This is a genomic window from Brevundimonas sp. DC300-4 (assembly GCF_049897365.1).
Classification (GTDB): Bacteria; Pseudomonadota; Alphaproteobacteria; order Caulobacterales; family Caulobacteraceae; genus Brevundimonas.
In genome coordinates, this window is record NZ_JAFCWC010000005.1 from 194,706 (window position 1) to 213,456 (window position 18,751).

14 protein-coding genes are annotated in these 18,751 nt (G+C 68.8%); 7 read left to right on the forward strand and 7 right to left on the reverse strand.

Translation table 11 applies throughout. The features are described from left to right. Nucleotides 1-39 precede the first annotated feature (39 nt). From glnD to ACP7AZ_RS10795, 5 genes are all read left to right on the forward strand, one after another. The gene (glnD, locus tag ACP7AZ_RS10775) at nucleotides 40-2,712 is read left to right on the forward strand and encodes a [protein-PII] uridylyltransferase (RefSeq protein ID WP_426038655.1); all 2,673 of its coding nucleotides are present in this window, start codon (nucleotides 40-42) and stop codon (nucleotides 2,710-2,712) included. A 155-nt stretch (nucleotides 2,713-2,867) separates the two neighbouring features. Further along, on the forward strand, nucleotides 2,868-4,463 hold the full coding sequence (gene murJ / locus ACP7AZ_RS10780) for a murein biosynthesis integral membrane protein MurJ (protein ID WP_426038656.1): 1,596 nt from the start codon (nucleotides 2,868-2,870) through the stop codon (nucleotides 4,461-4,463). Beyond that, nucleotides 4,463-5,506 carry a tryptophan--tRNA ligase gene (gene trpS, locus ACP7AZ_RS10785; RefSeq protein ID WP_426038657.1) on the forward strand — a complete coding sequence of 348 codons (1,044 nt, stop codon included), beginning with the start codon at nucleotides 4,463-4,465 and terminating at the stop codon, nucleotides 5,504-5,506. Before murJ ends, trpS begins: the two co-directional genes overlap by 1 nt. Nucleotides 5,507-5,607: 101 nt before the next feature. Next, a complete protein-coding gene (locus ACP7AZ_RS10790; protein ID WP_426038658.1) occupies nucleotides 5,608-6,297 on the forward strand; it encodes a GNAT family N-acetyltransferase in 690 nt (229 codons plus the stop codon). Nucleotides 6,298-6,308: 11 nt separating this feature from the next. Then, complete coding sequence (locus ACP7AZ_RS10795; protein ID WP_426038659.1) at nucleotides 6,309-6,773, forward strand: OsmC family protein; 465 nt, start codon at nucleotides 6,309-6,311, stop codon at nucleotides 6,771-6,773. A gap of 24 nt (nucleotides 6,774-6,797) precedes the next feature. On the opposite strand, the gene ACP7AZ_RS10800 is transcribed toward ACP7AZ_RS10795, so the two are convergent. From ACP7AZ_RS10800 to ACP7AZ_RS10825, 6 genes are all read right to left on the reverse strand, one after another. Beyond that, nucleotides 6,798-7,571, reverse strand: coding sequence for a dienelactone hydrolase family protein (locus ACP7AZ_RS10800; RefSeq protein WP_426038660.1), 774 nt, complete (start codon nucleotides 7,569-7,571; stop codon nucleotides 6,798-6,800). Between the two features lie 194 nt (nucleotides 7,572-7,765). After that, complete coding sequence (purH, locus tag ACP7AZ_RS10805) at nucleotides 7,766-9,370, reverse strand: bifunctional phosphoribosylaminoimidazolecarboxamide formyltransferase/IMP cyclohydrolase (RefSeq protein WP_426038661.1); 1,605 nt, start codon at nucleotides 9,368-9,370, stop codon at nucleotides 7,766-7,768. 81 nt (nucleotides 9,371-9,451) lie between these two features. After that, a complete protein-coding gene (locus tag ACP7AZ_RS10810; RefSeq protein WP_426038662.1) occupies nucleotides 9,452-9,682 on the reverse strand; it encodes a hypothetical protein in 231 nt (76 codons plus the stop codon). A 99-nt stretch (nucleotides 9,683-9,781) separates the two neighbouring features. Beyond that, entirely contained in the window at nucleotides 9,782-12,409 is a 2,628-nt protein-coding gene (locus tag ACP7AZ_RS10815; protein WP_426038663.1) for an HWE histidine kinase domain-containing protein, read from the reverse strand. Further along, on the reverse strand, nucleotides 12,402-12,989 hold the full coding sequence (locus ACP7AZ_RS10820; RefSeq protein WP_426038664.1) for a biliverdin-producing heme oxygenase: 588 nt from the start codon (nucleotides 12,987-12,989) through the stop codon (nucleotides 12,402-12,404). The genes ACP7AZ_RS10815 and ACP7AZ_RS10820 overlap by 8 nt, the downstream gene beginning before the upstream one ends. Before the next feature lie 233 nt (nucleotides 12,990-13,222). After that, on the reverse strand, nucleotides 13,223-14,197 hold the full coding sequence (locus ACP7AZ_RS10825; protein ID WP_426038665.1) for an ABC transporter ATP-binding protein: 975 nt from the start codon (nucleotides 14,195-14,197) through the stop codon (nucleotides 13,223-13,225). A gap of 75 nt (nucleotides 14,198-14,272) precedes the next feature. On the opposite strand from ACP7AZ_RS10825, the gene ACP7AZ_RS10830 reads away from it, so the two are divergent. Further along, nucleotides 14,273-14,509, forward strand: coding sequence for a zinc-finger domain-containing protein (locus ACP7AZ_RS10830; RefSeq protein ID WP_426038666.1), 237 nt, complete (start codon nucleotides 14,273-14,275; stop codon nucleotides 14,507-14,509). Here ACP7AZ_RS10830 and ACP7AZ_RS10835 read toward each other — a convergent pair. Then, complete coding sequence (locus ACP7AZ_RS10835; protein WP_426038667.1) at nucleotides 14,506-15,693, reverse strand: NAD(P)/FAD-dependent oxidoreductase; 1,188 nt, start codon at nucleotides 15,691-15,693, stop codon at nucleotides 14,506-14,508. The genes ACP7AZ_RS10830 and ACP7AZ_RS10835 overlap by 4 nt on opposite strands. A 292-nt stretch (nucleotides 15,694-15,985) precedes the next feature. On the opposite strand from ACP7AZ_RS10835, the gene clpB reads away from it, so the two are divergent. After that, complete coding sequence (clpB, locus tag ACP7AZ_RS10840) at nucleotides 15,986-18,571, forward strand: ATP-dependent chaperone ClpB (RefSeq protein ID WP_426038668.1); 2,586 nt, start codon at nucleotides 15,986-15,988, stop codon at nucleotides 18,569-18,571. Nucleotides 18,572-18,751 lie beyond the last annotated feature (180 nt).

An 18,751-nucleotide genomic window follows, 5' to 3' on the forward strand; every position in this document is an offset into this window, starting at 1 on the left:
CGCGCCGCGCCACCTCCCCCAACGGGGGAGGATCAGTCCGTGAGCGACATCCTCGACGCCCGCCTCGACGCCGTCGTGTCCGGTCCGGGCGTGCGGCCCGCCGTCGCCGCCATCCTGAAAGCCCACTACGACGCGGCGCGCGAGAAGATCGCGGCGAAACTCGCAGCCGGTCTGCCGGGCGTGGACGTGGCGCGCCTCTATTCCGCGGCGGCCGACGAGCTGTTGCTCGCGCTGTGGCGGTTCACGACCGAGACCCTCTATCCGTCCCACAACCCGACCGAGGCGGAGAAGCTCAGCCTGATCGCGGTCGGCGGCTACGGCCGGGGCGTGCTGGCGCCGTTTTCGGATCTGGACCTCGTCTTCCTGCGGCCGTGGAAGACCACGGCGCGGACCGAGACGGTGGCCGAGTTCATGCTCTACGTCCTGTGGGACCTCGGGCTGAAGGTCGGGTCCTCGGCCCGGTCGGTGGACGAGGCCCTGTCGCTGGCCCGCTCCGACATGACCATCCGCACGGCGCTTCTGGAGGCCCGGCCTCTGGCGGGCGACGAACAGGTCACCGAGAATTTCCTCTGGCGCTTCAGGGGCATGGTCACCAACGCCGATCCGCGCCCCTTCATCGCCGCCAAGATGGAGGAGCGCGATGGCCGCCACGCGAGGGCCGGCGCCGTCCGCTATCGCGTCGAGCCGAACATCAAGGATGGCAAGGGGGGGCTGCGCGACCTCAACACCCTGTTCTGGATCGCGCGGTCGCTGGCGCCGGAAAGCCCGCTGGGCGCCCGGGTGCTGGATGAACTTCTGACGCCGCGCGAGCGCCGGGCCTTCGAAGAGGCCTTCGACTTCCTGTGGCGCGTGCGGGCGCATCTGCACCTCGCGGCGGGGCGCGCCGAGGAAAAGCTGACCTTCGACCTGCAGCCCGAGGTGGCGCGGCGAATGGGGTGGCGCGGCCGGGGCGACGAGCCGGCCGTCGAGCGGTTCATGCGCCGATACTTTCTGGTCGCCCGCGACGTCGGCGGCCTGACCCGGGCCATGAGCGCGACGCTGGAGGCCCGCCATCAGAAGAAGACGATGAGCCTGTCGCGGCTGATCCCGGGGCGCAAGCGGGACCTGGGCGTGCCCGGCTTCATCGAGGACGGCGGGCGGCTGTCGGTCACGGGACCGGAGGTCTTCGCCGAGGACCCGGTCAAGCTGCTGACGCTGTTCGTCACGGCCGACCAGCACGACCTGGACGTCCATCCCCATGCCTTCTCCGCCGTGACCCGGTCGCTGGCCCTGGTGACGCCGAAGCTGAGACGCGATCCGCGCGCGACCGCAGCGTTGCTGCATGTGCTGGCGCACGGGCAGAGGCCCTATCGCGTCCTGACCATCATGAACGAGGCCGGGCTGCTGGGCCGGTTCCTGCCCGAATGGGGCCGGATCGTCGGCCAGACCCAGTTCAACATGTACCACGCCTATACGGTCGACGAGCACACGCTGCAGGCCATCGGCATCATCAACGACATCCAGCGCGGCAAGCTGAAGGAAGATCATCCACTGGCCACCGAGGTGATCCATCTGATCGCCGATCCGGAGGCCCTGATGCTGGCCATGCTGCTGCATGACGTCGGCAAGGGCGGGGAACGGGGGCAACTGGAGGACGGGGCGATCGCCGCGCGCCGGGCCTGCGAACGGCTGGGGATCGAGACGCGGCGGATCGAGATCGTGGTCTGGCTGGTGCGGCATCACCTGGCCCTGTCCGACTACGCGCAGAAGCGGGACATTTCCGATCCCGCGACCGTGCAGGCCTTTGCCGAGATCGTCGGCGATCCCGAGCGTTTGCGGATGCTGCTGGTCCTGACGGTGGCCGATATCCGCGCCGTCGGGCCGGGGGTATGGAACAGCTGGAAGGGCCAGTTGATGCGCAGCCTCTACGGCCGGGTCGAGGCCCTGTTCCGGGGCGAGAGCGCCGTCGGGGCAGACCCCCTGGCCGACCACGCTGATCTCGTCGCCCGCGCCTGCGCCACCGGGGCGGCGGCCGAGGCGCGCCGGGGACCGGGCACGATGGAGGCCACGACCGAAATCGCCCTGGCCGCCCGCGACCGACCGGGCCTGTTCGCCGATCTGACGGCAGTGCTCGCGGCGGCGGGGGCTGACGTCGCCGGGGCCCGGGTGGCGACCGCCGCCGACGGCACGGCCCTGGACGTATTCCAGGTCCAGGACGGGGCAGACCGTCCCTATGGTCACGACGAGCCGCGCCGCCTCACCTCCCTGATCGCTGCGCTGGAGGCGGCGGCGCGCGGCGAGACGCCGATCGCCCCCCCGGCCATGCCCAAACCCTCGCCGCGCCGCGCGGTGTTTGACGTCCGGCCGGTGGTGATGATCGACGATGCCGCCTCGGCAGACGCCACGGTGATCGAGGTCTCGGGCGCCGACCGGCCGGGCCTGCTGGCCGAGCTGTCCCGCACCCTGTCGGATCACGCCCTGTCGATCCGTTCGGCCCATGTCGCCGGGTTCGGAGAGCGGGCGGTGGACAGCTTCTATGTGACCGATGCCGAGGGCCGGAAGATCACGTCGGACGCCGTGCTGGACGAGGTCCATGCAGCGCTGGAAGCGGTGCTGGACCGGGCGCCCGAGCAGCCGCAGGGTCGCCGCATCACGGCGGCGCGGGCGAGTGCGCGCGACGTCTCCGACCTGAGGCCCCGCAAGGCCGTTTCGCCCGGGCCGGAACCGCGCTAAGGGCCATTGAAATTCCGCTCATCCCCGCGAAAGCGGGGACCCAGACCTTTGGATGATCGGCGCCACCGTGCCTGCACTGACGTTGATCCCGCGCAGAAGTGAGCCACCCAGGACCTGGATCCCCGCTTTCGCGGGGACGAGCGGGAAAATCTAGAGTGAGCCTGGCCCGCAACACGCTCGTTCAGGCGACCCTGACGTTGGGCAGCCGTATCCTGGGCTTCGCTCGCGACCTGGTCCTGTCGGCCCGCTTCGGCCAGGGGCCGATGATGGACGCCTTCACCACGGCGCTGATGCTGCCCAACATGTTCCGCCGTCTGTTCGCGGAAGGGGCCTTCGCCCAGGCCTTCGTGCCCATCTATGGCGGCGTGCGCGCGCGTGACGGCGAGGAAGCGGCGGCCGTGACGGCGTCCGAGGCCCTCAGCTTCATGTTCGCGGTCGTGGCCGGGTTCTGTATCGTCCTGCAGGTCGCCATGCCCTGGATCATGCCGGTGCTGCTTTCGGCCTATCGGGACGACAGCGGCGTGATGTTCGCGGCGACCACGGCCGCCCAGCTGACCATGCCCTATCTGGCCTGCATGACCATCGCCTCGCTGCTGTCCGGCGTGCTGAACACCTCGGGCCGGTTCGCCCTGTCGGCGGGCGTGCCGGTGTTCCTGAACCTGTGCACCCTGGTGCCCCTGTTGGCCCCCAGCTTCCTTCCGATGAGTCCGCCGACGACCCTGCTGGCCGTCTCGGCCGCCGTCACCGTGTCCGGCGTGATCCAGGCGGGGCTCCTGTGGTGGGGTGTGCGCCGGCTGGGCATCCGGCTGAACCTGTCCTGGCCCCGGCTGACGGCCGGCGTGTCGCGTACGCTGAAGCTGGCCATTCCGGGCGTGCTGGCGGGCGGCGCCCTGCAGCTGAACTCGGTGGTCAGCCAGCTGCTGACCGGGTCGAACGAGGGGGCCCGTTCGGTGCTCTACAACGCCGACCGGCTTTACCAGCTGCCGCTCGGCCTCGTCGGCGTGGCCATCGGCCTGGCCCTCGTGCCGCGCCTGACCAAGGCCTTCGTCTCGGGCGACCACGAGGGCGGGCGACGGACGCTGGACGACGGCATTACCCTGTCCATGGCCTTCACCCTGCCGGCCGCCGTGGCCCTGTTCGTCATCCCCTTCTTCATCATCGACGCCACGGTGACGCGCGGGGCCTTCACCAGCCTGGACGCGGCCCGCACCGCCGACGTGCTGCGCCAGTTCGCCTGGGGCGTGCCCGCCTTCGTCCTGGCCAAGGTCCTGACCCCGCCCTTCTTCGCGCGGGAGGACACGCGCCGCCCGATGATCTTCGCGGTGATTTCGGTCGCGGTGACCGTGGCCCTGGGTTCAGGTCTGTTCTTCTGGTTCAGCCGGATCGGCGTCGACGGGGTGCTGGGCCTGGCCATCGCCACGTCGGTCTCGGCCTGGATCAATGTCGCGCTTCTGGGCGGGACCCTGATCCGCGAAGGGGTCTGGGCCCCCTCCGTCCGCTTCGTCGGCAGGTTCTCGCGCGTGCTGGCCGCATCGGCCGTCATGGCCGTCGTCCTGATCCCCGCCAGCCTCTTCTACCGCGAGCTCAGCCAGAGTCTGTTCGCCAAGGAGATCGCCGTGATCGCGGTCGTCGGCGTGGGCGCTCTTGTGTATGGCGTCTGCATCGTGCTTTTCCGCGCCGTCAGCCTCTCCGAACTGAAGGCGACGCTGCGACGTGAACCGGGGGCGTCCACCCCCACCGGACTCGAGTGATGACTGACGTTTCTGCGACCGCCCCCGCCTACACCGGCCCGCGCCGCATCCTGAGCGGCATCCAGGCCTCCGGCGCCCTGCACCTGGGCAACTATCTGGGGGCTTTGAAGCGGTTCACGGCGCTCCAGGAAACGGGCGCGCCCTGTTTCCTGTTCGTGGCCGACCTGCACGCCATCACCGTGTGGCAGGACCCGGCCCTGCTGGCCGCCCAGACGCGTGAGATCGCGGCCGCCTATATCGCCTCGGGCCTGGACCCCGCGAAATCGACCATCTTCCCGCAGTCGGCCGTGCGCGCCCATGCCGAACTGGCCTGGATCCTGAACTGCGTCGCCCGCCTCGGCTGGCTGGACCGGATGACCCAGTTCAAGGAGAAGTCGGGCAAGCACAAGGAACGGGCCTCGGTCGGCCTCTACACCTACCCCGTGCTCCAGGCCGCCGACATCCTGCTCTACAAGGCGACCGAGGTGCCGGTGGGCGAGGACCAGAAACAGCATCTGGAACTGACCCGCGACATCGCCGGCAAGTTCAACACCGACTTCAACGCGCCGGGCTATTTCCCCCTGCCCGAACCCCTGATCCAGGGGCCGGCGACGCGGGTCATGAGCCTGCGGGACGGGGCGGCCAAGATGTCCAAGTCCGACCCCTCGGACCAGAGCCGCATCAACCTGACCGACGACGCCGACACCATCGCGTCCAAGATCCGCAAGTCCAAGACCGACATGGGCGTCATGCCCGAGCCCGGCGAGAGCCTGGACGAACGTCCTGAGGTCAAGAACCTGATCGCCATCTACGCCGCCCTGTCCGACCGCACGCGCGAGGAGATCACGGCCGAGTTCGCCGGCCAGGGCTTCGGCGCCTTCAAGCCGGCGCTGGCCGACCTGGCCGTGTCGTCGCTGGCGCCCGTCACGGCGGAGATGCGCCGGCTGATGGACGACCCGGCCGAGATCGACCGCGTCCTCAGGGACGGCGCCGAACGCGCCGCCGAGATCGCCGACCCGGTCATCGCCGAGGTCAAGCAAATCGTCGGCTTCTGGCAGGCCTGATCGCGTCCTCGCCTGCGCAGGGATGACAGGGGGGAGCGGTTTTCGGACCTGGCCTCGTCACCGGGGCTGACGCGAAATCTCCTGCGGGCTAAGGCGTGGCCATGACCCATCCGCTGGACCGCGCCGTGTGGAACGCCCTGACCAGCCGGTTGTCGGGCTTCGTCACCGCCGACTCCGATGCGCGCGCCGTGAGGATCGATCCGGAGGTCGGGATCTTCGTCTCCGGCGCCGATGCGGAACCCGAAACGCTGAAGGCGATGGCCGCACTCGCCCGGGCTCACCCCGGGGCGGGACTGGTCGAGAAGACCGGCGGGCCGCTGGCCGAAGTCGACCTGCCCGGCGTCGAGGTGATCAACCGCATCCCGCTGCTCCAGATGGTCTGCGAGGTCCTGACGCCGGGTGGACCGGACCTTGCGTTCGAAACCCTGACCGAGACGGATGCGCCCGAGATGCTGGCGCTCGCGACCCTGACCCGGCCCGGCCCCTTCCGATCAAGGACGCGGCGGCTGGGGCCCTTCATCGGGGTCAGGCAGGACGGGCGACTTGTGGGCATGGCGGGGCGGCGGCTGCGGGTCGACGGCTTCACCGAGCTCAGCGGCGTCTGCACCCATCCCGATCATCGCGGACGCGGCTATGCGGGGGGTCTGTCGCGGGCGGTGGTCGGCGAAATCCTGGCGACCGGCGAGGCCGCCTTCCTGCACGCCTTTGCCGGGCATGACGCGACTATCGCCTTCTACCGGTCGCTGGGATTCGAGGCCCGGGCGCCGATGACCTATACGATCCTCAAGTAGCGCAGAGCCGGATGAGCGAGCACGTCGCGACCATCGCCTGGAGCCGGGGCGACCAGCCCTTCGCCGACAAGCGCTATTCCCGCGCTCACGACTGGACCTTCGACGGCGGGGCGGTGGTGCGCGGGTCCTCGTCGCCGTCGAGCGTGCGGGTTCCGTTCTCCGACCCGGCTGCGGTCGACCCGGAGGAGGCTCTGGTAGCCTCCCTGTCCAGCTGTCACATGCTGTGGTTCCTCGACTTCGCGGCTCGCGCCGGGCTGGTCGTGGACCGGTATGTCGATCAGGCCTCGGGCGTCCTGGGCCATGACGGCGCGGGGCGAAGATATATGAGCGAGGTGACCCTGCGGCCCGTCACGGCCTTCGCCGGTCGCCGGCCGGATCAGGCCGAACTGGACCAGCTGCACCATGAGGCGCACGAGAGTTGCGACATGGCCAACTCGGTCAGGGCGAAGGTCCGGGTCGAAGCCTCGCTTGGCTGACCCGGCGCTCCGCCTGGGTGTCCATCAGGCGGCGGCGTGAACCGGACGCGGCGCGACGGCGACGTCTTCCAGCAGGGCCCTGAACCGGCGGATCGCCTCGTCGGTCAGTTCGGCGTCGTATTTCATCGGCAGGGCCGTCATCGGCTCGTCGAAACTGTGGGTGCCGGGCGCGATCCAGGTCTCGACCTCGGCGCCGCAGTTGCGGACCATGGCATGCACGCGCTCGGCGTTGCGGACCGTGGTCAGGTGATCCTTCCGGGAGATGACGGCCAGGGTCTTCGGACAATGCCGCCAGGGCCGCATCCGGTTCAGGGCCGCGACGCCCACATAGGGATAGGCCAGATAGGTCGCCTTGACGCCCGACAGGTCGGCGGTCTCCGCGTCCCTTACGCCAAGCGCCTTCGCCGGACCCGGATCACAGCTCATGGCCTCCATGATGCCCCAGCCGCCGTGGCTCCAGCCGGCCAGGGCGATGCGGCTCCCATCGACGTCGGGCCGGGCCGAGACGCCCTGGATCGAGGCCATCACATCGCCGCCCCGCTCCCAGCCGCGTAGCAGCAGGCCGGTGCAGACCGTGGCCATGGCGAACTCGCGCGACCAGCCGCGCGGGGCGTAGGAGTCGACGATCACCGTCCGCCAGCCGGCCTCTTTCGCCGCCTGGGCGTACATCGGCAAATGGCCGCGCAGGCCGCCGCAACCGTGGAACAGGATCGCCGTCGGCCGCGGCCGGTCGTCGTCGGGGCCGACGACGGTGGCGAAGGGCTCAAGCTTCGCCCAGCGGTCGGAGAGGGTGTCCATGGGGGCACCCTATGACGTCCCCTCTCCCGTTGGGAGAGGGCTTGAGCCTCCGGGAGCGTAGCGATCGGCCAGGCGAAAGGGTGAGGGCCGTGCGTCACCGGTGAGATCCGACCCTCATCCGTCTCGCTTCGCGAGCCACCCCTTCTTGGATCGCATCCGATCCTTCGTCGACCCCACGGGAGAGGGAAGACGGTTCAGTGCCGGAACACCCGCACGCCAGTGAAGGCCATGGCGATGTTCTGTTCGTCCGCCGCCGCGATGACCTCGGCGTCGCGCATGGAACCGCCCGGCTGGATCACCGAGGTGGCGCCGGCCGCCACGGCTTCCAGCAGACCGTCAGCGAAGGGGAAGAAGGCTTCCGACGCACAGGCCGATCCCTGCGCCAGCGAATGCGCCAGACCCTTGGCCTCGCCCGCTTCCCTGGCGCGGATGGCGGCGATGCGAGCCGAGTCGCGGCGGTTCATCTGGCCGGCGCCGATGCCGGCGGTCTGGCCGTCCCTAGCGTAGACGATGGCGTTGGACTTGACGTGTTTGGCGATCGTGAAGGCGAACAGCATGTCCTCGATCTCCTGAGGCGTCGGCTGGCGGCGGGTGACGATCCTGAGGTCGGCGGGCTTGATCTGCGAACGGTCGCGCGACTGGACGAGGAAGCCGCCGGCGACCGAGCGGAAGACTTCGCCCGGGCCATGCGGGTCGGGCAAGCCGTCGGTGATGAGCAGGCGCAGGTTCTTCTTGGCCGCGAAGACAGCCCTGGCCTCGTCATCGGCCCCGGGGGCGATGACGACCTCGGTGAAGATTTCGGTGATGGCGCGGGCGTCGGCGCCGTTCAGCGGGCGGTTGACGGCGATGACGCCGCCGAAGGCCGAGACGGCGTCACACTCCAGAGCGCGTGCATAGGCCTCGCCAAGGTCCTTGCCGACCGCCACGCCGCAGGGGTTGGCGTGTTTGACGATGACGCAGGCGGGGCTTTCGAACTCGGCGACCAGCTCATAGGCGGCGTCGGCGTCGGCGATGTTGTTGTAGCCCAGTTCCTTGCCCTGGATCTGGGTCGCATGGGCGACGCCGGGGCGGGTCTCTCCGGTACGGTAGAAGGCGCCCGTCTGGTGCGGGTTCTCGCCGTAGCGCAGGGTCTGAGCCAGCGAACCGGCGATGGATTTGCGGGCCGGGGCGGCGTCTTCCAGCTGTCCCGCGAACCAGCCCGAGACGGCGGCGTCATAGGCGGCGGTGCGGGCGAAGGCGCGGGCGGCGAGCTGTTTGCGCAGGGCCAGCGACGTCGAACCGGAGGTCTTCAGGGCCTCGACGATCAGGCCGATGCTTTCGCTGTCGACCGCGACGGCGACATAGCCGTGGTTCTTGGAGCCCGAGCGGATCATGGCCGGGCCGCCGATGTCGATGTTCTCGATCACGGCGTCGAAGCCGGCACCCGAGGCAACGGTTGATTCAAACGGATAGAGGTCGATCCAGACGATATCGATCGGACCGATGCCGTGCTCGTCCATCGCCGCCCTGTGATCGGCGGCGTCGCGCACGCCCAGCAGGCCGCCGTGGACGACGGGATGCAGGGTCTTGACCCGGCCGTCCATCATCTCCGGGAAGCCGGTCAGGTCGGCGACGTCCTTCACCGGCAGGCCGAACCCGGCGATGGCGGCGCGGGTGCCGCCGGTCGAGACCAGTTCGACCCCGGCCTCGTGCATCGCGCGCGCGGCGTCCTCCAGCCCCGTCTTGTCCGATAGCGAGATCAGGGCGCGGACGGGCGTCACCGCGTCAGGGGCGGGCGGAAAGTCGGGGGCGGCGGGCATGGGCGAATCCGGGGGAGGGGGAGGATGCGCGCGCGTCTAGCACCACGGGGCGCCGGGGTCACCTGATGGCGTCGCTCGAACCTAGACCCGGATGTCGAGCAGCTGGCCGAGACGAGGCAGGCGGGGGGAGTCCGGCTCGCTCGCCTGGGGGGTCTGGAGCGTCTGCGCGGCCTGCGGACGGGGCTGGGCCGCCTGGACCTCGTTGAGCGCTGCCCGGAAGAAGGCGGCTTGCGCGGCTTTCGCCTGGGCCGACGGTCCCGCCGGGGTCGTGGCGGGCAGGGTCTGCGGGATGTCGGGTCGAATCGCGCTCATGCCGACAGGGTTAACGAATGCTGTCGAGAAAGGGTTAACGACAGCCCCGGTGGGCTACCGCTCGCGACGCGGTCGCTCGCCGCTTGAGCCCGGGGTCAGCTAGGTCGTCTCGCCAGCCGCGTTGAGGGACATCATCCGGCGCAGTCGGCTCTCGACATCCGCCATGCGATAGGGCTTGGCGAAAATCTGCGAGCCAGCGAGATGGTCCGGCAGGATGTTGGTTTCGTCGTACCCCGTGCTGAAGGCGAACGGGATACCGCGGTCCTTGAGAATACCGGCGACTTCCCAGGACATCTCGCCGTCGAGGTTGACGTCCAGCAGAGCGGCATCGAACGTCTCGGTTCGAGCGAGCCTGATCGCCTCGCTCAGGCGCGTGGCCGGACCGACCACCGTCCAGGACAGATCCTCGCACATCGCCTCCAGGGTCAGGATCACCAGACAGGAGTCCTCGACGATTAAGAGTCTCGGCTTGTCGGGAATATCATATGCGGGAACGGGAGCCTCCGGCGGTTCGACCCGCATCAACGCTCTGTCGCCGATTTCCACCAAGGCCGATTTGGGCAGCATGATCTCGCAGATGACGCCCGTCGGCGCGTAATCTATCGTAGCCCTGCCGCCGGTCTCGAGAGCGAGGGCACGCTCGATCAGGCTGGAGCCGAAGCCGCGTCGGGTCGGAGCCATCACGGTCGGCCCGCCGGTCTCCCGCCAGGTCAGGATCAGGGATCCGTCATCGGAAACGCGCCAGGAGACGGAGATCTGCCCCTCGACCCGCGAAAGGGATCCGAACTTGGCCGCGTTGGTGGCCAATTCGTGCAGGGCGAGCGACAGAGACAGCGCCGACTTGGGGGTCAGGACCGCGTCATCACCTTCGAGATGAACCACCCCGGAACCCTGGATATAGGAGCCCAGTTCCTCGGTCAGCAGGCCCTCGACCGAGACGCCTTCCCAGCGACTTTGGGTCAGCAGGCTGTGCGCCTTGGCCATGGAATGGATCCGCCGGTCCAGACCTTCGACAAAGCCGGTCAGCGAGGCGGCGTTTCGGCTGGACTGGGTGACCAGGGCCTGGATGTTGGCCAGGGTGTTCTTCACCCGGTGATCCAGCTCGGCCATAAGCAGCTTGTCCCGCTCATGCGCCTTGGCCCGTTCTCGCGACGCGGCCTCGATCCTGCGCAGCACGACCTGAAGCAGTGAGACCCGCAGGTCGAACGCCGAATCGACCTCGGCGGCCGTCCACGGCAGGGCGCGGTTTCGCACCGTGTGCTTCCAGACCTCGAACGATTTGCGCGGCGATAGACGGTCGCCGTCAGCGCTGGTTTTTGAGGGCTTGGTTGGATCACCGGCCCAAAGGGCTGTCTCGACCAGCTCTGGTCGAAACCACAGGATGAAGTCGGATGGATCGCGCGACACGGCGATGACCAGCAACCCTGAGGCGACGTTGGCGAAGTCCTTGGCCGGCGGGTAGATCTCGCTCAACCGATCGGTCGAAAACACGCCTTCGGTATCGGTCATATAGGAGGTCAGCCATTCCGCCAGGGCCGTGATCTGCGCCTTGTCGGGCGTGGCTCCCAGAGCGGTGGTCGCGCCTTCCACCCGGACCGCGACCCCGCCGCCTCGCTGCCCGTCCAGAGCGATATCGCCGCCATGGATATAGTCGAGCAGATTGGGGGTCTGCTGTGTCAGTCCATAGGCATAGTCCTCCACGCCTGCGAGGTTCAGCATCAGCTCCTGGAGAATCTTGCGGCTGGCCAGACGGGCCTCGAACTGCTCGCTCTTCTCGCGGGCCTCGAGCTGCAGCGAGAACATCGAGCCGAACAGTTCGCAGACCGCCCGCAGGTGTCGGGGCAGCCGTCGGGGACTGTCATTATGGCAGGCGATCAGGCCCCAGAGCTTGCCCGCCACGATGATGGAAATCGACATCGAGGCATTGATGCCCATGTTGCGCAGGTATTCACGGTGGATCGGCGAAACGTCGCGCAGGATCGCATGGCTCATGTCCAGCGGCTTGTCGGTGCGCGGGTTCAGCTCCGGCGTCAGCGGCGCCGGGTCGTAGTCGACCTGGGTGATCAGCCGCAGCCAGCTCCGCAGGTAGAGCGCCCTGGCCTGTTGTGGGATGTCGGCGGCCGGATAATGCAAGTCCAAGAACGGCGCCAGTTCGGGGGCGCGGCTTTCGGCGATCACCCAGCCGGACCCGTCCTGCATAAAGCGATAGATCATCACCCGGTCGTATTGCGCCACGCGACGCACGCTCGCCGTCGCCATCTGGCAGAGCGAAAAGAGCGACGGCGCGGCGCTGAACCCCTCGACCATCAACTGCACAGCCGCCAGCGGATCCGTGACGAAGGCATCGTCGGTCGCGGTGGCCTCGAACTCCAGGACCAGATCGCCGTCGACGCGGTGCGCGCTGGCGTCGAGCGGGGCGCCCCCCGCGATGCGCAGAACCGGGTCGAGCAGGTGGCGCGGCTTGACCAGGTCCGGCTCCTGGCTCAGGGCGCGAATGCGATTGATCTGTTCGCTGGAGAACAGGTGGTCGAGCGGTCGGGACAGAAGGGCGCTGACGGGGCGACCGAGCAGGCCTTCGGTGTCTCCCGCCGCCTGGAGCACGCGAAGACTGGCGCCATCGAGCACCAGCATGGCTCCGTGCGGCAGGATCGCGCCCGGGATGTGGATCGGTTCTCGGTCGCAATTGGTGAGGTCGACCTGGTCACGGGCAAGGACGGAGTCAGTCATCGGTATCGTTCCATCCGCCAAGCCAGCATTCGAACAGTGCAAAAGTCGTCGTCGCGGTGGAGATGATCGTCGCCTGCTGTTCCGCCGTCCAGTCTGTGGCCGATAACCGGGCGAGATAGGCGCGCCATGCGCGACCCGTCTCGGCTTGATGTCCGGTGAAGAAGCGACGCCCGTCCAGAACGCCGACGCCAACGAGCCCCTCCAGGCCTCGCGCCAGGGTGACGCCCCCGAGGGCAGAGCCCTCGACGACGTAGAGCGCACCGAGGAGCGCTTCAGGCAGGGCCAGGGCCGGAAATCCGCGACAGAGGGGCAGGGCGGCCCTGCGCTCGGGACTCATCCCCAGCGCCGCGAGGTCCTTCTCAAGCCAGACGCTCCGTTCCGGCTTGAGCCGGGCGGCGCGTTCGAAGGCGATATGGAATCCGTACAACCGCGCCAGGAGGCGACGGTAGGCCAGGCTGTCGATGGCGCCATCCTGAACGGCGGCCAGAGCCGGATGCTGATGGAGTCGCTCATGGATCTCGTTCGTCGCGGCGCGCAGGGCCTGGCGCACGACATCCGGGGGTCGGTGGGCGACGCGCACGGGGTCACGTGCATCAGAAGACGCAAGATGGTCCGTGGCCATTGAGCCTACGAAAAGCACGTTTTCCCCGCCTCAGCGAGGATCACCGGGATACGGTGAGAAATCTACGCCAATCGCGAATCGGCGAAGCTGCAAGAGGGTTCCCGCCAAGGCGGTAAAACTGGAGTTCCTCTCTCGACCCACGGCCGACATGTCGAGATCGCCAGACCCTCGATGGGGGCGAATGCCCCGGTTCAATCCTTCGTCGGGCTGACCGCATTCACATCCCCATAGGTCAGGGCCAGGAAGACGTCCTCCAGGTCCGGGTCCTCGGTGGTGATGTCCGAGATCGTGATCCCGGCGGCGCGCACGGCGGCCAGAACCTGTTCGACCGACGACTGGCCCTTCCTGTAAGAGATGGCGAAGGCGCCGTTGGCCCGGGCCACGACGTCGAACCCGGCCACGGTCGGCAGCCCGTCCAGGGCGTGTTCCGGCGTCACCACGACGTTCCTCGTATCCAGACGGCGCAGCAGCTGCGGCGTCGGCTCGCAGGCCACGACCTCGCCCCGGTTCATGATGGCGATGGTGTCGCAGAGCTCCTGCGCTTCCTCAAGGTAGTGGGTGGTCAACAGGATGGTGACGCCCTCGGCGTTGATGCGCCGGACATACTCCCACAGCTGGCGACGCAGCTCGACGTCCACCCCCGCCGTCGGCTCGTCCAGGATCAGGATCGGCGGATTGTGCACCAGGGCCTTGGCCACCATCAGCCGCCGCTTCATCCCGCCCGACAGGGCCCGCACATAGGCGTTGGCCTTGTCCGACAGGCCAAGGGCCGCCAGCAGCTCGTCCGAACGCCGCTCCGACTTCGGCACCCCATAGAAGCCGGCCTGCACCTCCAGCGCCTCGCGCGGGGTGAAGAAGACGTCGGCGACGATCTCCTGCGGCACGACGCCGAGCGCGGCGCGTGCGTCACGCGGCCGTTCGTCGATGTCCCGACCCCAGATGGCGGCGGTCCCGCCGGTCTTGTTGACCACACCCGCCAGGATGTTGATCAGCGTCGACTTGCCCGCCCCGTTCGGGCCCAGCAGGCCGAACATCGACCCTCGCGGGATGACCAGATCGACCCCGCGCAGGGCCGTCTTCGGCGGCGACTTCTTCGAGCCTGCATAGGTCTTTTCCAGCCCGCGCACCTCAATGGCGTTGACGGGCAGGGCTTCGGTCTCGGTCATAAGGGGCTTTCGGCGCGGGAGCAGGCCGTCTAACTAGGCGTCGCGCCCCTCCACGCCAAGACCACGGAACGATCCATGCCGCCGCGCCACCCCGATCACCTCGTCCTCCCGCCCGAGGAAATCACGGTCGCCACCAAGCGCGTGGCCTGCGACGGCGGCGGCGTGCTGGGCCATCCCCTGGTCTATCTCGACATGGGCGGCGAGAATTTCGTCGAATGCGGCTACTGCGACCGCCGCTTCGTCCTGTCGGCCCACCCTCATTCCGAGAACGAATACCTCGACCCGGCGGCCCGGCCGCCCGAGGCGCACTAGCAGGCCTGCCCCGCCGCCCAGCCAGAGCTCCACGCCCACTGGAAATTATAGCCGCCCAGCCAGCCTGTTACGTCCACGACCTCGCCGATGAAATAGAGGCCCGGCACGGATTTCGTCGCCATGGTCTGCTGGTCCAGCTGGTCCGTCGCTACCCCGCCGAGCGTCACCTCGGCCGTCCGATAGCCCTCCGACCCCACCGGCTTGACGGTCCAGCCGTTCACCGCCGCATCCAGCCGCGCCAGCACCTTGTCCCCGACCTCGGCCAGCTTGCCGTTGGCGCCCTCGCGCGCGGTCAGCACCTCGGCCAGCCGCCGCGGCACGATATGGCCGAGCGCCGTGTGCACCGCCTGTTTGCCGCCGTTGTCGGCCTTCGCCGCCTTCAGCCGCGACAGCACATCCACGCCCGGGGCCATCTTCACTGTGATCGCCTCGCCCTCGCGCCAGTAGGAGCTGATCTGCAGGATCGCCGGCCCCGACAGCCCTCTGTGCGTAAACAACATGGCCTCCTCGAACCTCGTCTTCCCCGCTGAGACCACCGCATCGACCGCCACCCCCGCCAGCGGCGTCGTCTGTTCCAGCAGCCCCGCCTCGAATGTCAGCGGCACCAACGCCGGCCGCGTCTCCGTCACCCGCAAGCCCATCTGCCGTGCGAGGTCATAGCCCCACCCCGTCGCCCCCATCTTGGGGATCGACTTGCCGCCCGACGCCACGACCAGCGACGCGCAGCGCACCACCGACCCGTCCGACAGCGCCGCCTCGAATCCCTCGCCGACCTCGACCCGGTCGACCCCGACGCCCGTCGACAGGACCACGCCCGCCGCCCGCATGTCGTCGGTCAGCATGCGGATGATCTGTTTGGCGCTGTCGTCGCAGAACAGCTGGCCCAGGGTCTTCTCGTGCCAGGCGATGCCCGCCTCATCGACGCGCTTGATGAAGTCCCGCTGGCTGTAGCGCTTCAGCGCCGAGGCCGCGAACATCGGGTTCTCGCCCAGAAAGTTGGCGACGCTCGTGCCCGTATTGGTGAAGTTACACCGGCCCCCGCCGCTGATGCGGATCTTCTCGCCCGGCGCCCGCCCATGATCGACGACGCGGACGCTGCGCCCCCGCCGGCCCGCCTCGATCGCGCACATCATCCCGGCCGCGCCCGCGCCGACCACCAGAACATCGAAGGTCTCAGTCTTCATCCCCGCCGCTTAGCATGCCGCGGGCCCGGGATCAGGGTGTCCGGCGCCGATCGATGCGCCAGTGCGCCCAATGGACATGACCGCTTCCCGACCTTCGCAATCGCGAGCCGGGCCGGGGCGGCGTCCGCCTGGGCGCCCTCGACGCGGGCGTCGATTTTGTGGAAGCGGCGCCGGGGTTGCGTCAGGACTTGTGTGGCTGCATCGCCACACCCAAGTCTTGCCCCAGATCAAGGCGTCGCTTCACACAAGGACGCACGGATCCTGTCCGCCTTTCCGGGGAAACCGACCTCTCATGAACCTCGACCTCTATTCCGACCGCGCCAAACAGGCCGTCCAGTCCGCCCAGTCGCTGGCCCTCGCCCGCAAGCACCAGCAGTTCGCCCCCGAGCACCTGCTGAAGGTGCTGCTGGAGGAGCGCGACGGCCTGGCCCGCAATCTGATCACCGCCGCCGGCGGCGACCCGGCCAAGGCCTCCGAGGCCGCCGAGGCCCTGCTCAAGACACGCCCCCAGGTCGAGAGCGCCACCAGCCAGCTCTATCTCGACGGCGCCACCGCCCGCGTCTTCGCCAATGCCGAGGAGACGGCCAAGAAGGGCGGCGACGCCTTCGTCACCACCGAACGGATCCTCGCCGCCATCGCCCGTGAAGGCGGCCCCGCCGGCGACGCCCTGAAATCCGCAGGGGTCACGGCCGAGAAGCTCGACGCCGCCGTCGCCGATGTCCGCAAGGGCAAGACCGCCGACAGCGCCGCCGCCGAGGACGGCTACGACGCCCTCAAACGCTACGCCCGCGACCTGACCCAGGCCGCCCGCGATCAGAAGATCGACCCCGTCATCGGCCGCGACGAAGAGATCCGCCGCACCATCCAGGTCCTGGCCCGGCGCACCAAGAACAATCCCGTCCTGATCGGCGAGCCCGGCGTCGGCAAGACCGCCATCGTCGAGGGCCTGGCCCTGCGCATCGTCAACGGCGACGTGCCCGAGAGCCTGAAGGACAAGACCGTAATGAGCCTCGACATGGGCTCCCTGATCGCCGGCGCGAAATACCGCGGCGAGTTCGAGGAACGGCTCAAGGCCGTGCTCGGCGAGGTCACGGCCGCCGAGGGTCAGATCATCCTCTTCATCGACGAGATGCACACCCTGGTCGGCGCCGGAAAGGGCGACGGGGCCATGGACGCGTCGAACCTGCTGAAGCCCGCCCTGGCGCGTGGCGAACTGCACTGCGTCGGCGCCACCACGCTCGACGAATACAGGAAGCACGTCGAGAAGGACGCCGCCCTCGCCCGCCGCTTCCAGCCCGTGTTCGTGGCCGAACCGACGGTCGAGGACACCATCTCGATCCTGCGCGGCCTGAAGGAGAAGTACGAGGTCCACCACGGGGTCCGCATCTCTGACAGCGCCATCGTCGCCGCCGCCACCCTGTCGAACCGCTACATCACCGACCGCTTCCTGCCCGACAAGGCCATCGACCTGATCGACGAGGCCGGTAGCCGCGTGCGCATGGCCGTCGATTCCAAGCCCGAGGCCCTCGACGAGATCGACCGGCGTCTGGTCCAGCTCAAGATCGAACGCGAGGCCCTGAAGAAGGAGACCGACAGCGCCTCGGTCCAGCGGCTGGAGAAGCTGGAAGACGAAATCTCCGACCTCGAGATCGAGTCCGACGACCTGACCGCCCGCTGGAAGGCGGAGAAGGACAAGGTCGGGCAGGGCGCCCAGCTGCGCGAGACCCTCGACCGCCTGCGCGCCGAACTCGCCGCCGCCCAGCGCAACGGCGACCTCGGCCGCGCGTCCGAGATCGCCTACGGCCAGATCCCGCAGATCGAGAAGCAGCTGGCCCAGGCCGAGGCCGACGAGAAGACCGGCTCACCGCTGACCCCTGAGGTCGTCGATGCCCAGCAGATCGCCGCCGTGGTCTCCCGCTGGACCGGCGTCCCGGTCGACAAGATGCTGGAGGGCGAGCGCGAAAAACTGCTGGCGATGGAGGACGCGCTTCGTGGTCGTGTCGTCGGTCAGGACGCGGCGCTGGAAGCCGTCGCCGACGCCGTCCGCCGGGCGCGCGCGGGCCTCAACGACCCCCACCGCCCGCTCGGCTCCTTCCTGTTCCTCGGCCCCACCGGCGTCGGCAAGACCGAGCTGACCAAGGCCCTGGCCGCCTTCCTGTTCGACGACGAGACCGCCATCACCCGCATGGACATGTCGGAATACATGGAGAAGCACTCGGTCTCCCGCCTGATCGGCGCCCCTCCGGGCTATGTCGGCTATGACGAGGGCGGCGCCCTGACCGAGGCGGTGCGCCGCCGCCCCTATCAGGTCGTCCTGTTCGACGAGGTCGAAAAGGCCCACCCCGACGTCTTCAACGTCCTGCTCCAAGTGCTCGACGACGGCCGCCTAACCGACGGGCAAGGGAGGGTCGTCGACTTCCGCAACACCCTGATCATCATGACCAGCAACCTGGGTTCGGAAGCCCTGGCCAACCAGGGCGAGGGTGACGATGTCGAGGCCGTCCGCCCCTATGTCATGGAGGCCGTCCGCGCCCACTTCAGGCCCGAGTTCCTGAACCGCATCGACGAGATCATCCTGTTCAGGCGTCTGGGCCGCGACCAGATGGCCGGCATCGTCCGCATCCAGCTGTCGCGTCTGGAAAAGCTGATGGCCGACCGGAGACTGACCCTGTCCATCGACGACGGCGCCCTGGCCTGGCTGGCGGACAAGGGCTACGACCCCGTCTATGGCGCGCGGCCCTTGAAGAGGGTGATCCAGAAGGACCTCGTCGACCCGATGGCCAAGAAGCTGCTGGCCGGAGAGCTGGAGGACGGGTCCGTGATCGCCGTGTCAGCGGGGGCGGACGGGCTGGAGATCGGGAAGGCGCGGGTGCATTAGGGGCCGTCTGCGACCGCTCACTCCCTTCCTTCTCCCGGTGGGAGAAGGTGGCAAGCGCAGCGAGACGGATGAGGGTCGGGCCTGTCCGTCGCCGAAGCCGTCGCACGGACGGGGAAAACCCCATCCTTTCGTCATCCTCCGGCAAGCCGCGCCTTCGCGGCGCAGACCGGGGGACGCAGC

Coding starts and splice junctions, on each gene's coding strand:
- ACP7AZ_RS10800 (WP_426038660.1), bottom strand. CDS start 7,571: ATGGACACCCTCTCCGACCGCTGGGCGAAGCTTGAGCCCTTCGCCACC.
- trpS (WP_426038657.1), top strand. CDS start 4,463: ATGACTGACGTTTCTGCGACCGCCCCCGCCTACACCGGCCCGCGCCGC.
- ACP7AZ_RS10830 (WP_426038666.1), top strand. CDS start 14,273: ATGCCGCCGCGCCACCCCGATCACCTCGTCCTCCCGCCCGAGGAAATC.
- ACP7AZ_RS10825 (WP_426038665.1), bottom strand. CDS start 14,197: ATGACCGAGACCGAAGCCCTGCCCGTCAACGCCATTGAGGTGCGCGGG.
- ACP7AZ_RS10835 (WP_426038667.1), bottom strand. CDS start 15,693: ATGAAGACTGAGACCTTCGATGTTCTGGTGGTCGGCGCGGGCGCGGCC.
- clpB (WP_426038668.1), top strand. CDS start 15,986: ATGAACCTCGACCTCTATTCCGACCGCGCCAAACAGGCCGTCCAGTCC.
- ACP7AZ_RS10815 (WP_426038663.1), bottom strand. CDS start 12,409: ATGACTGACTCCGTCCTTGCCCGTGACCAGGTCGACCTCACCAATTGC.
- ACP7AZ_RS10810 (WP_426038662.1), bottom strand. CDS start 9,682: ATGAGCGCGATTCGACCCGACATCCCGCAGACCCTGCCCGCCACGACC.
- ACP7AZ_RS10795 (WP_426038659.1), top strand. CDS start 6,309: ATGAGCGAGCACGTCGCGACCATCGCCTGGAGCCGGGGCGACCAGCCC.
- purH (WP_426038661.1), bottom strand. CDS start 9,370: ATGCCCGCCGCCCCCGACTTTCCGCCCGCCCCTGACGCGGTGACGCCC.
- ACP7AZ_RS10790 (WP_426038658.1), top strand. CDS start 5,608: ATGACCCATCCGCTGGACCGCGCCGTGTGGAACGCCCTGACCAGCCGG.